Origin of the sequence: Marinobacter sp. (assembly GCF_048259445.1) — a bacterium.
GTDB lineage: Bacteria > Pseudomonadota > Gammaproteobacteria > Pseudomonadales > Oleiphilaceae > Marinobacter.
This window is the reverse complement of the sequence record NZ_JBLXHQ010000009.1, coordinates 88,777-100,743: the sequence shown is the minus strand read 5'-3', so window position 1 is coordinate 100,743 and position 11,967 is coordinate 88,777. Positions and strand designations below refer to the sequence as shown.

Below are 11,967 nucleotides of genomic sequence, written 5' to 3'. Positions count from 1 at the left end.
CGAAAAAGCACTCTTGAGCTGTTAGACTGTCATTATTATCAATGGCTGCCAATTGTTTGCGAGAACTGTGATGAATCCTTATCTGATTGCCCCATCCATTCTGTCTGCTGATTTTGCTCGCCTGGGCGAGGAAGTCGATAACGTTCTGGCCGCTGGCGCAGACGTGGTTCATTTCGACGTTATGGACAACCATTATGTGCCTAACCTGACCATCGGGCCGATGGTGTGTGAAGCGCTGCGCAAACACGGCGTTACGGCACCCATCGACGTGCACCTGATGGTATCTCCGGTGGATGATCTGATTCGCATGTTTATTGACGCCGGCGCCAGCTACATCACCTTCCACCCGGAGGCGTCCCAGCACATTGATCGCTCCCTGCAGCTGATTCGCGAAGGCGGCTGCAAAGCCGGCCTGGTGTTCAACCCTGCCACCCCCCTGCACCACATGGATCATGTGATGGACAAGCTCGACATGGTACTGATGATGTCGGTCAACCCCGGCTTCGGGGGCCAGAAGTTCATCCCCGGCACTCTCGACAAGCTGCGGGAAGCCCGCAATCGCATCGACGCCAGCAACTACAACATCCGGCTGGAAATTGATGGCGGCGTAAAAACCGACAACATCCGGCAAATTGCCGAAGCCGGCGCGGATACCTTCGTTGCAGGCTCGGCCATTTTCAACACAAGCGACTACAAAGCCACCATCGATGCCATGCGCCTGGAGCTGGAGCATGCCCGCACCGCATTGGGCCACACGGTTCCGGGCCAATGAGCCTGGCCGGCCTGTTCAACGACCGCTGGCCTGGCGTTGCCTTGTTCGATCTTGATGGCACTCTGGTAGACAGCGCGCCAGACCTTGCCGCAGCGGTTGATCGCACCCTTGAACAGCTGGGGCGTAAACCAGCCGGCATTGAACAGGTGCGTCAATGGGTTGGGCACGGCTCGCCCATACTGATGCGGCGTGCACTTGCAGGCAGAGCAGACTGGGAGCCTGCGAATGCCGCCGACGACGCTCTGTTCAACGACGCACTAACATTGTTTTTCAATAACTATCGACAACTCAACGGCTTGCATGCCGCGGTTTACCCCGGGGTTGAACTCTGCCTTGAAACGCTGCGCGAGCGTGGCTGCCGCATGGCCATCGTGACCAACAAACCGGAACAGTTTGTTGCCCCTCTGCTGAAGCAGCTTGGGCTGGAACGCTATTTCAGTCTGGTGGTCGGGGGCGATACGCTGAGCACGAAAAAACCGGATCCCGCACCACTGCTGCATGCCATGGAGACGCTTCAGGGCAGCCGCGGTACTACAGTGATGATCGGTGACTCGGCAGCAGACGTCAGTGCTGCACAGGCAGCCGGCATTCCCTGTGTAGCAGTCACTTATGGCTATAATTTCGGGCGCTCAGTGCAGGCACTGGGAGCAGACGCAGTGGTTGATTCCCTGAGCGAGCTTTTGTAACCTCACAGGTCTTGGATTTTCATTCTTTTCAATTCGGGAGATTCCTGCCGTGCAGGGACTGAATCTGACTGCAGCGCCGGGCATTCTCACAACCCGCGCAACACGATGGTGGCGATGGCGTACCGGCTGAAAATACTCAGCCCGGCAGCAAGCGAGCACCTGCTCGAACGCAGATCAGATTTCAGGAAACCCGACCATGAACTTCGAACAATTCCGCAAGCTGGCAAAGGCTGGCTTCAACCGCATCCCCGTGTACCGCGAAGTGCTTGCGGACATGGACACCCCTTTAAGTACCTACCTGAAACTGGCCAGCGGGCCATACTCTTACTTGTTTGAGTCGGTACAGGGTGGTGAAAAATGGGGCCGCTATTCCATTATTGGCCTGCCCAGCCAGGAAGTATTGAAAATCTTCGGTCACCGCATTGAAATTCGCCGCCTGGGCGAGCTGACAGAAAGCGCTGAAGTGGATGACCCGCTGGCCTTCGTCGCAAGTTATCAGGAGCGCTTCAATGCCCCCGACCTGGAAGAACTGCCCCGCTTCAACGGCGGCCTGGTGGGCTATTTCGGCTATGACACGGTGCGCTACATAGAAAAGCGCCTTGCGACCAGCTGCCCGCCCGACCGCATTGGCACGCCCGACATACTTCTGATGGTGTCCAACGAACTGGTTGTTTTCGACAACCTGCGCGGCAAGCTGCACCTGATTGTGCACGTAGACCCATCCAGTGAGGGTAGCTACGATCAGGCTCAATCAAGACTCGACGAACTCGAACAACAGCTGCACCGGCAAAACGCCAACGCTCCCAGAACGCCCGCGCACCTGCGCGGAAAAACCGTGGATGAAAGCGAGTTTGTGTCCGGCTTCAGTCAGGAAAAGTTCGAGGAGGCCGTCAACAAAATCAAAGACTACGTGCTGGATGGTGATGTGATGCAAACCGTCATCTCCCAGCGCATGTCGATTCCGTTTGAGGCGCCACCGCTGAATCTCTACCGCTCACTGCGGGTTTTGAACCCCTCGCCGTACATGTACTTCCTGGATCTGGACGACTTCCACATTGTGGGTTCGTCACCTGAAATCCTGGCACGCATGGAAGACCGCGAAGTGACTGTGCGCCCCATTGCCGGCACCCGAAAACGCGGCGCTACCGATGCCGAAGACCGGGCTCTGGAAGCGGAACTTTTGGCCGATCCGAAAGAGATTGCCGAACACCTTATGCTGATCGACCTGGGCCGTAACGATGCCGGTCGTATATCAGAAACCGGCACTGTGCGGCTAACAGAAAAAATGGCCGTGGAACGCTATTCCCACGTAATGCACATAGTGTCCAACGTCACCGGCCAGGTAAAAGACGGCATCAGTTGCCTCGACGTACTCAAGGCCACCCTGCCCGCCGGCACCCTGAGCGGTGCGCCGAAAACCCGTGCCATGGAAATAATTGACGAACTGGAACCCGTGAAGCGCGGCGTTTACGGTGGCGCCGTCGGCTACCTCTCGTTCAACGGAAACATGGATACGGCCATCGCCATCCGCACCGCCGTCATCAAGGACAACACCCTGCACATACAGGCCGGCGCAGGCATAGTCGCCGACTCGGTGCCTCGCCTTGAGTGGAAAGAAACCATGAACAAGGGCCGCGCCATCTTCCGCGCAGTGGCCATGACCTACAACGATTTCGACCACTGAGGCGAGGGGAATATCATGCTATTAATGATCGACAACTACGATTCCTTCACCTACAACGTGGTGCAATATCTCGCTGAGCTGGGCGCTGACGTACAGGTGCACCGTAACGACGAGATCACTATAGAACAGATCGAGGCACTGAACCCGGAACAGCTGGTGATCTCGCCCGGCCCCTGCACGCCCAACGAAGCCGGTCTATCTATGGAGGCTATCCGCCACTTTGCCGGCAAGATTCCCATACTCGGTATCTGTCTGGGTCACCAGGCTATCGGCCAGGTATTTGGCGGCAACATCATCCGCGCCGGGCGCGTGATGCACGGCAAAGTCTCCCCGGTTTTTCATAACAACACCGGCGTATTCCGCGGCCTCAACAACCCGCTGCAGGCTACCCGATACCACAGCCTTGTAATCGAACAGGCCAGCCTGCCGGACTGCCTCGAAATGACTGCCTGGACACGCAACAGCGACGGCAGTGTGGAAGAAATCATGGGCGTGCGCCACAAGACCCTGGCCATCGAAGGGGTGCAGTTTCACCCGGAATCAATCATGAGCGAACAGGGCCACGAACTGCTGCGCAACTTCCTGCGAACCCAATAAAAAAGGCAAAGCCAATGAACATGAAAGACGCACTGAACCGGGTGGCCGAAAACCTGGACATGTCCCGGGAAGAAATGAAAAGCGTAATGCGCATCGTCATGAACGGCGAGGCCACTGACGCCCAGATCGGCGCCCTGCTCATGGGCCTGCGCATAAAAAGTGAAACCGTCGACGAGATCACCGGCGCAGTGGAAGTCATGCGCGAGCTGGTCTCCGGCGTAACCGTCAAAGCCGAGCCATTGGTCGATATCGTAGGCACTGGCGGCGACGGCGCTAACCTGTTCAACGTATCCTCTGCTGCCGCTTTCGTTGTTGCTGCCGCCGGCGGATTCGTCGCCAAACACGGCAACCGTGCCGTCTCCTCCAAAAGCGGCAGTGCCGACCTGATTGAACAGGCCGGAATCAACCTCAACCTCACACCGGAACAGGTCGCCCGCTGCGTAGAACAAATCGGCGTGGGTTTCATGTTCGCCCCGGCCCATCACGGCGCCATGAAACATGCCGTTGGCCCGCGTAAGGAAATGGGCTGCCGTACCCTGTTCAATATCCTTGGCCCCATGACCAACCCGGCCGGCGTCAAACGCCAGTTGCTGGGCGTGTTCAGCAAAGCCCTGTGCCGCCCCATGGCCGAAGTACTGCAAAAGCTCGGATCTGAACACATCATGGTGGTGGCCTCCAAAGACGGCCTCGACGAAATCAGCCTGGCCAGCGCCACTCACGTAGCTGAACTGAAAAACGGCGAGATCATCGAATACGATATAACCCCGGAAGACCTGGGCATCAAAAGCCAGACCCTGGTAGGCCTTTCTGTTGATACCGCCGAAGACTCCCTGAACCTGATCAAAGCCGCCTTCGGCCGCGGCCACGACGAAATGGCCGAAAAAGCCCGGGATCTGATCGCCCTCAACGCCGGCGCCGCCATCTACATAGCCGGTCTGGCACCAACCGCGAAAATGGGCGTGGAAATGGCGCTGGATGCCATGGGCTCCGGTCTTGCCGCGGGCAAATTGGCGGAATTGGCGGATTTTTCACACTGTTTTTGAGCGACTTAGCAACAACACCCGCTCACGAAGCGCGGCAACAAATGCGTTTTAATCTGTGAGCCGTCACCACCAGAACTCTGAGAGCCGGTGCGGTGCCGCTTTCAAAAACTGTCTGCAGCCAAGGATGGCTGCAGCCAAGCCCTACATGGACGTATTCACGGGCGTGTTTTTGAAAGCGGCACCGCACAGGCTCAAACACGGAATCCGACAAAAATGGCTATGCAAAACGACAAAACCCCCACCATCCTGCGCAAAATCGTAGAAAGAAAGTGGGAAGAAATAGACTCACGCAAACGCACAACAAGCCTGGAAGATCTCAAGGCCAAATCCGGCGACCAACCCGGCACCCGCGGCTTTACCAATGCCCTGCGCCAGCGCATCGAAGCCGGCACGCCCGCCGTCATCGCCGAAATCAAAAAAGCCTCACCCAGCAAAGGCATACTCCGCGACCCGTTTGAACCCGCCGAGATTGCCGAAAGCTACGAAAAAGGTGGCGCAGCCTGCTTGTCAGTACTTACTGACCACGACTTCTTCCAGGGCCACGAAGACTACCTGATAGCCGCCCGCAACGCCTGCAGCCTGCCAGTCATCCGCAAAGACTTCATGGTCGCGCCCTATCAGGTATACGAAGCCCGCACCATCGGTGCCGACTGCATACTCCTGATCGCCGCCTGCCTCACCAAAGACCAGATGCAGGAACTGGAAGGCATAGCGCACGAAATTGGCATGGACGTACTGGTCGAAGTGCACAATAGCGAAGAAATGGACGAAGCATTAGCACTGAGCACACCACTGGTGGGCATCAACAATCGCGACCTGCACAGCTTCGACGTATCTCTGGACACCACGTTCAACTTGCATCAACGCATAGGTCCAGAGCGTATGGCCATTACCGAAAGCGGCATCATGACCCGGGCCGACGTGGAAGCCATGACTGGCCGGGGCATCTACGGATTTCTGGTGGGCGAATCCTTTATGCGAGCGGCCAACCCGGGTGAAAAGTTGCAGGAATTGTTTTTCCCTGAGAACTGAGCAAGTACAAAGACAGGCCGGCCATCACAACTCTGGCGAATCAGGCAGGATCCGCCAGGGCTTCCTGCATCAGCAGCTGCAAATGCTCAGGCAGCTTTGACGATAGCGCCAAGGCCCGCTCGTGGGCGCGGGGCGACATCTTGCCCCAGGTACGACGCACAATCCTCAGCCACTTCTCCCGCTCGTATTCAGCATTGTCCGCGTAGAACTGCGCGAAGTATTTTTCCAGAAACACCATACACGCCACGTCTTCGAGCAACTGGGTGTCTGCGTCTTTGCGCAACTCGCGCTTGGTCAGAATCACCTCAACCCGCTCGCATTCACTCTCAGGAAAGCCGCAATCCGCCATAATCTCAGCGGCTCTGCGGCCATGCATACGGCCGCAAGCCTGGCGCCATTCGTAATAGGATTTCCGGCCTTCCGGGTAGTCGCTGCGGGGCATTTTCCAGCGCTCGATGTGCTGGGCGCGACAAGCTATCTGCATTCGCTCCGAGGGTGCTGGTTCTAATTCGTGCAACCAACGAGTCATGTGCAGGCTATAAACGTACTCTCTGGGCAAGAGCTCGTTTGCCATAGTCTCCATATTTGGATCTGCGCGATTTGCACTGTCGATCGCATCCAGAGCACACTTCACAGGTGCACGCTTCATACTGTCTCCTTTTGCGACATAATAACCCCGCAGAGGCTATTGTGTCTGGCGTCGTATTGACTGATGATTAAAACTACTGGCAGCCGGATTATGATTATGGTGAGATTTTCAGGCCTCAAACCGCCATACAAAAAGGTACCACCCAAGTGGCTTCCCGCCTATGAGGCACACATACGGACAGTAGAGGGACAAGTAGCCATTGTCGCGGCCTGGGTACTCCTGATCACCGTAATTTTCTACCAGTTTTCCCACGAACTCCGCCTTGCCCACCGCCCGGACCTCTGGTTAACGGAGCTTTTTTTCCGGATACCGGTTCTGCTGAGCACCTCACTGACTCTGCTCTCCCATTACACCGGCAAACCCCTATGCCAGAGCCGCTACCTGCTCAGAGCCATGGGGCTTTCAGTTATGGTCATGATACTTGGACTGTTTCTGATTCACTACAACGGGCGAACTGCTGACACCTATCAGATAATCAACGGCATGGTTATAAGCTTTTTCGGCGTAGCCATCCTCTCGGTCAGAGGCTCGAAAGAGTGGTGGCTAATGTTCGCCCTGCCCCTGACAGTCTTTGCCCTGGTGACCAGCGCGCAGGGCCTGGCACTTTCAGAACTGCTGCCCTTTATGTTTGATCCTCTGGTCATGATGGTTATTGGCATAGTAACAAGCGAAGCACTGAGGCAACTTCGGGCGGGTGAGTTTCTGGCCCGCCAGCAGCTTCGGGAGCAGGCAACCACCGACCAATTGACCGGGCTTTTGAACCGCAGAGCCATGCACACGTTACTGGAACAGGAGCACTCGCGTGCGCAGCGCTACGGCACCACACACAGCCTGATTCTCGGAGACCTCGACCGATTCAAACGAGTAAATGATCGTTACGGGCACGATATTGGCGATACCGTGCTGAAGGAAGCTGCAAAAAGGCTGAGCAGCCACATGAGAGCTCAGGACGTTCTATGCCGATGGGGCGGCGAGGAAATCCTGATTCTGTTGCCAGAAACCGACCTGGCAGGCGCCATGCATGTGGCCGAAAAAGTTCGCCGATCCCTCGCCGACGAACCCATGCTGGCCGGCGAACACAGCATCCCTCAAACCATCAGCCTGGGTGTGACCAGCTGCCATGGGGACGATGACATTGAAAACGCCATCAAACGAGCCGATGACGCTCTCTACAAGGCAAAAGACGGTGGCCGTAACCGCACAGAAGCTATCGCGCCACCCTAGTCTGAGCATGCTTTACTAAACATCAGGCCTGCGCCGACGCGCGCGCCTTGATGCGGTCATACCATGCCTGAAGGTTCGTGTGTTCGGGCAGGATGCGGATATTTACTACCCGTGCGAACGCAACCGTTGTAAAGGCATTGATGTCAGCAGCGGTAAAACGATCGCAACAAATGTAGTCCTGCCCGGCGAGATGATCATTCAGAAACGCCATGAATTTGCTGACGCTCTGTCCGCAATCCTCTCCCCACTCTTTGATGGGATTCATCCGGTCCTTGAAATAACCACTGGTGTGCTGGAAGCACATGCCTGTCGGCATAAAGAAGTAGAACTCGACCCACCTGACCCACTGCTCGATCAGGGCTTTCTCTACAGGGGTATCTCCGAGAAGAGTGGGGGCTTCCGGATAGTTTTCTTCAAAGTACCGACAAATGGCCATGGTCTCGGAGATGCAGGTTCCGTCATCCAGCTCCATAACCGGTACTTTTTTCATGGGATTACGTGCGATGTACTGCGGGGTCAGGTTTTCACCTTTCTGCAGGTCAATTTCGATGAATTCGGCCTTCTCAAGCAGCCCTTTCTCTGCCATGAACATGCGTACGCGACGAGGATTCGGTGCGGTTTTTGTTTCGAAAATCTTCATTATTATCAGCTCCGTTCCGGACAATTCAGGATGAGTCAACGTAACAAACAACCGAGAGATTGGCCTTAAAAAAGAGTTGCGTCAAGCAACTGACCGGAAACTCCGAACCAGGCCCGGATACGTCTACAGACATGGCCCATTTTTGTTAAAACCTTGTAACTGAGCTCAGGATCCTTATGCTTATACCTACGTGGTAACCGAGATGAGTCGTTTTGCCCTACTTCCAGTTTTGTCAGAAAATCGCAAATCAGAGAGCCGTTTCCGGTTACCTCCTGTCAGTACCAAAACAATCAGAAAAACAACCGATATCAGAATTCACCAACCTTAAAACGGAGAAGTGACTATGCGAAAGCTTACGTCAGCTGCACTGCTATGTGCGCTATCGGTGCCCGCCATGGCACAGGCCAACTGTGGTGAAGTATCTATCACAGAAATGAACTGGGCCTCCAATACAGTGGTCACCAACGTGGCCAAATTTATCATGGAACAGGGCTATGGCTGCGATGTGTCGGTAATCCCCTCAGACACAGTACCTGCGGTAACGTCCGTAGCTGAAAATGGCGAACCGGACATTGTCACCGAACTGTGGCTGAACTCGGCGGGTGAAGCCTATCTGCGTCTTGAAAAAGAAGGCAAGATCGAGCGCCTCGGAAAAGTGCTTGATCCCGGCGGGGTAGAAGGCTGGTGGCTGCCCACTTATCTGGTAGAGAAACATCCGGAGCTGAAAACCATTGAAGGTGTGATGGCCAACCCCGAACTTGTAGGCGCGCGCTTCAACAACTGCCCGGACGGATGGGGCTGCAGGATTGTCAGTGACAATCTGGTCCGCGCCCTGGACCTTGAAGATTCCGGCATCAAGGTATTTAACCATGGCTCCGGTGAAACCCTTGCTTCATCAATGGCCTCTGCGGTTCAGAACGAAGAGCCCTGGTTCGGCTACTACTGGGGCCCGACCGTACCACTGGGCAAGTACGACATGACCCGGGTAGAGCTGGGCGAGTACAAACAGGCAGTGCACGAGAAAAACCAGAATGCCAACGCGGACAACCCGGGGGTTTCCGAGTTTCCGGCAGCGACGGTTCTGACGTCTGTCACCACCGACTTCAAGGAACGGGAGCCGGAAGTAACCGAGATGCTCAGCAAGATGACGTTTAAGACCGAAACCATGAGCGCGCTTCTGGCCTGGATGGACTCCAGCAACGCGTCCGGTGAAGAAGCTGCGGTTTATTTCCTCAGCAATAATCGTGACGAATGGTCTGGCTGGCTGAATGATGACGCCAGAAAGAATCTTGCCGCCATCCTTGAAAACTGATTGACCCACCCTGGCCCGGGCGCAGCATCTGCATGGATCTGCCCCGGGTAAGTCTGATCACGACAGTAATCGAATTCTGTGGCGTATGGCATACCATGCGCAGAAGAGGCTAAAACGAAAATGGCAACCTACGACTCCCTGTTTTCGGCACTTGGGTTAAAAGAATGGTGTGCGGAAGGTAAAGAAGACGGTCCGATGTCGATGGCCGACCTGCTCGCCAAAGCCAAAGGCGACAATGCAGAGCCTGAATCCCTGTGGGACTTTCCATTCCCGTCCATGGACGCTCTGAACGACTCTTGCGCGGCGTTTCCACAATCGAGAGAACTCACGAAAGGCCTGGAGCAGGGGTTTCTTGCCATAAAGGACAATCTTAGCCTCGTACTTGACCCGCTGACCCAGCCATTGAGCTGGGCCCTTGATAGTGCGCTTTACGGCATGCTCACCACGCCCTGGTGGATCATAATACCGATCATGCTGGCCATCGTATTCCTCGTCACGAAATCCTGGAAGCTGGTGCTTTTTGTTGGCCTCAGCATCTGTCTGCTGGCATTTATCGATTACTACGAATACGCCATGCAGACCCTTGCTATCATATTTGTATGCGCCTTCCTCTGCGTACTGCTCGGAGTGCCCATCGGCATCGCCATGTCGCGAAGCGACACCATGCAAAGGCTGACCATCCCGGTGCTCGACATGCTCCAGACGTTGCCGCCGTTCGTTTACCTGATCCCGCTGATCTTCCTGTTCAGTGTTACCGAATCCAAACTTTACGGTATTGCCATCATTCTCTACGCCATCGTACCTGTGGTGCGGCTGACCAATCTTGGCATACGGCTCGTGGACAAGGACGTGATTGAAGCGGCAGACGCCTTTGGCATGACGCCCCGGCAAAAGCTGTACAAGGTCCAGATACCCCTGGCGCTTCCCAACATCATGGCGGGCGTGAACCAGACCATCATGATGAGTCTCGCCATGGTTGTTATCGCATCACTGGTTTCCGCTCCAGGCCTCGGTGTTCTTGTACTTCGCGGTATCCGGAACCTTGAGCTCGGTGTTGGCCTGGTTTCCGGCCTTGGCATTGTGATTCTGGCCGTCATTCTTGACCGTGTGACCAAAGCTTCTCTGGCACGCATAAACGCCAGCCAAAATCAGTGAGGAACGCACGTGGCTAACGAGATAAAGATTTCCATCAAGAACCTGTACAAGATTTTTGGCCCGACACCGGACGTAGCACTTGAGTACGTAAAGCGGGGCATGAACAAGGCCGACCTGCTGGATCAGCAAAATCATGTCCTGGGGCTCAGGGATATTAACGTGGACATCCTTGACGGCAAGATCACAGTCATCATGGGGCTTTCGGGCTCCGGCAAGTCAACGTTGATCCGCCACCTGAACCGGCTGATTGAACCCACCGCCGGAGAAGTGCGGCTCGACGGCGAAAACGTTCTGGACCTGAACGAGGAACAACTGCGCAAGCTGCGGCGGGAACAGATGTCCATGGTGTTCCAGAAATTCGCACTCCTGCCCCATAAAACGGTGCTTGAAAACGCAGGAATGGCACTCAATATTCGCGGTTCCAGCGTCGCAGACTTTGAGAGCGAAGCTGTAAAGTGGCTGGCCAGAGTGGGGCTTGAGGGTAACGAAAGCCAATACCCCCACCAGTTATCCGGTGGCATGCAGCAACGCGTTGGCATCGCCCGTGCTCTTGTTTCCAACTCCCCGGTCATGCTGATGGACGAGGCCTTCTCGGCACTGGACCCACTGATCCGATCCGACATGCAAGACCTGCTACTGGAGCTACAGGGCGAGCTTCAGAAAACCATTGTGTTCATCACACACGATCTCGACGAAGCGCTGAAGCTTTCGGACCATCTGGTCATCCTCAAGGATGGCGAAGTGGTTCAGCAAGGTGACCCTCAGGACATTTTGCTCAACCCCAACGATCCGTACATTGTTGCCTTTATAAACGACATCAATCGCGCCCGGGTACTCAGAGTGCGATCTATCATGAATCGAACTGTCGATAGCGATGTGGAATATGCAGGTGATATTTCCGAGAGAGACAATCTTGAGACAGTGCTTTCCCGCTCCGGTGGTGATACAGATCTCGTATTCAGAGTGGTCCGCAACGGAGAGGCGGTAGGCAGCCTCAGCATGAAAGACCTTGCTCGCGCACTGGTTCCATCCGATTCTTCAACCACGAGTGCTGCCAGCAAAAATTGATTAGCCGCAGTCAATACAAAGCCCGGGGCGTGAGCTATTATTTCGGTAAACATTCGCCTTCGCAGTACTTTGGCATCACCAACGCAGTTTCATTCATGCGGCTTC

12 protein-coding genes are annotated in these 11,967 nt (G+C 55.5%); 10 read left to right on the top strand and 2 right to left on the bottom strand.

The features are described from left to right. Positions 1-70: 70 nt before the first annotated feature. The 6 genes from rpe to trpC all read left to right on the top strand — a co-directional run bounded on the left by rpe (position 71) and on the right by trpC (position 5,814). A complete protein-coding gene (gene rpe / locus ACN0RL_RS08705; protein ID WP_417515755.1) occupies positions 71-772 on the top strand; it encodes a ribulose-phosphate 3-epimerase in 702 nt (233 codons plus the stop codon). Further along, positions 769-1,458: a phosphoglycolate phosphatase gene (locus ACN0RL_RS08700; protein ID WP_417515753.1), complete on the top strand. Its 690-nt coding sequence runs from the start codon at positions 769-771 to the stop codon at positions 1,456-1,458. Before rpe ends, ACN0RL_RS08700 begins: the two co-directional genes overlap by 4 nt. Before the next feature lie 196 nt (positions 1,459-1,654). Beyond that, positions 1,655-3,142, top strand: coding sequence for an anthranilate synthase component I (gene trpE / locus ACN0RL_RS08695; protein WP_417515751.1), 1,488 nt, complete (start codon positions 1,655-1,657; stop codon positions 3,140-3,142). 15 nt (positions 3,143-3,157) lie between these two features. After that, positions 3,158-3,739: an anthranilate synthase component II gene (locus ACN0RL_RS08690; RefSeq protein ID WP_417515749.1), complete on the top strand. Its 582-nt coding sequence runs from the start codon at positions 3,158-3,160 to the stop codon at positions 3,737-3,739. Positions 3,740-3,753: 14 nt separating this feature from the next. Next, positions 3,754-4,782: an anthranilate phosphoribosyltransferase gene (trpD, locus tag ACN0RL_RS08685; protein WP_417515747.1), complete on the top strand. Its 1,029-nt coding sequence runs from the start codon at positions 3,754-3,756 to the stop codon at positions 4,780-4,782. Between the two features lie 213 nt (positions 4,783-4,995). Then, a complete protein-coding gene (gene trpC, locus ACN0RL_RS08680; protein ID WP_417515745.1) occupies positions 4,996-5,814 on the top strand; it encodes an indole-3-glycerol phosphate synthase TrpC in 819 nt (272 codons plus the stop codon). 40 nt (positions 5,815-5,854) lie between these two features. Here the strand turns inward: trpC and ACN0RL_RS08675 are convergent, their stop codons facing one another. Further along, positions 5,855-6,463, bottom strand: coding sequence for a DUF4202 domain-containing protein (locus ACN0RL_RS08675; RefSeq protein WP_417515743.1), 609 nt, complete (start codon positions 6,461-6,463; stop codon positions 5,855-5,857). Between the two features lie 96 nt (positions 6,464-6,559). Here ACN0RL_RS08675 and ACN0RL_RS08670 point away from each other — a divergent pair, with 96 nt between their 5' ends. Further along, positions 6,560-7,687, top strand: a complete 1,128-nt coding sequence (locus ACN0RL_RS08670) for a GGDEF domain-containing protein (protein WP_417515741.1) — start codon at positions 6,560-6,562, stop codon at positions 7,685-7,687. Between the two features lie 22 nt (positions 7,688-7,709). Here ACN0RL_RS08670 and ACN0RL_RS08665 read toward each other — a convergent pair whose 3' ends face one another. Then, positions 7,710-8,327, bottom strand: a complete 618-nt coding sequence (locus ACN0RL_RS08665) for a glutathione S-transferase family protein (RefSeq protein ID WP_417515739.1) — start codon at positions 8,325-8,327, stop codon at positions 7,710-7,712. A gap of 343 nt (positions 8,328-8,670) precedes the next feature. On the opposite strand from ACN0RL_RS08665, the gene ACN0RL_RS08660 reads away from it, so the two are divergent. From ACN0RL_RS08660 to ACN0RL_RS08650, 3 genes are all read left to right on the top strand, one after another. Continuing rightward, positions 8,671-9,639: an ABC transporter substrate-binding protein gene (locus ACN0RL_RS08660; RefSeq protein WP_417515737.1), complete on the top strand. Its 969-nt coding sequence runs from the start codon at positions 8,671-8,673 to the stop codon at positions 9,637-9,639. Between the two features lie 120 nt (positions 9,640-9,759). Further along, a complete protein-coding gene (locus ACN0RL_RS08655; protein ID WP_417515735.1) occupies positions 9,760-10,794 on the top strand; it encodes an ABC transporter permease in 1,035 nt (344 codons plus the stop codon). A gap of 9 nt (positions 10,795-10,803) precedes the next feature. Further along, positions 10,804-11,862 (top strand): betaine/proline/choline family ABC transporter ATP-binding protein, encoded by a 1,059-nt coding sequence (locus ACN0RL_RS08650; RefSeq protein WP_417515733.1) that lies wholly within the window; start codon positions 10,804-10,806, stop codon positions 11,860-11,862. Positions 11,863-11,967 lie beyond the last annotated feature (105 nt).

Excerpts from the sequence above, each read along its gene's own strand:
- rpe (WP_417515755.1), top strand. The coding sequence starts at position 71 with ATGAATCCTTATCTGATTGCCCCATCCATTCTGTCTGCTGATTTTGCT.
- ACN0RL_RS08655 (WP_417515735.1), top strand. The coding sequence starts at position 9,760 with ATGGCAACCTACGACTCCCTGTTTTCGGCACTTGGGTTAAAAGAATGG.
- ACN0RL_RS08670 (WP_417515741.1), top strand. The coding sequence starts at position 6,560 with ATGGTGAGATTTTCAGGCCTCAAACCGCCATACAAAAAGGTACCACCC.
- ACN0RL_RS08660 (WP_417515737.1), top strand. The coding sequence starts at position 8,671 with ATGCGAAAGCTTACGTCAGCTGCACTGCTATGTGCGCTATCGGTGCCC.
- ACN0RL_RS08690 (WP_417515749.1), top strand. The coding sequence starts at position 3,158 with ATGCTATTAATGATCGACAACTACGATTCCTTCACCTACAACGTGGTG.
- trpC (WP_417515745.1), top strand. The coding sequence starts at position 4,996 with ATGGCTATGCAAAACGACAAAACCCCCACCATCCTGCGCAAAATCGTA.
- ACN0RL_RS08700 (WP_417515753.1), top strand. The coding sequence starts at position 769 with ATGAGCCTGGCCGGCCTGTTCAACGACCGCTGGCCTGGCGTTGCCTTG.
- trpE (WP_417515751.1), top strand. The coding sequence starts at position 1,655 with ATGAACTTCGAACAATTCCGCAAGCTGGCAAAGGCTGGCTTCAACCGC.
- trpD (WP_417515747.1), top strand. The coding sequence starts at position 3,754 with ATGAACATGAAAGACGCACTGAACCGGGTGGCCGAAAACCTGGACATG.
- ACN0RL_RS08665 (WP_417515739.1), bottom strand. The coding sequence starts at position 8,327 with ATGAAGATTTTCGAAACAAAAACCGCACCGAATCCTCGTCGCGTACGC.
- ACN0RL_RS08675 (WP_417515743.1), bottom strand. The coding sequence starts at position 6,463 with ATGAAGCGTGCACCTGTGAAGTGTGCTCTGGATGCGATCGACAGTGCA.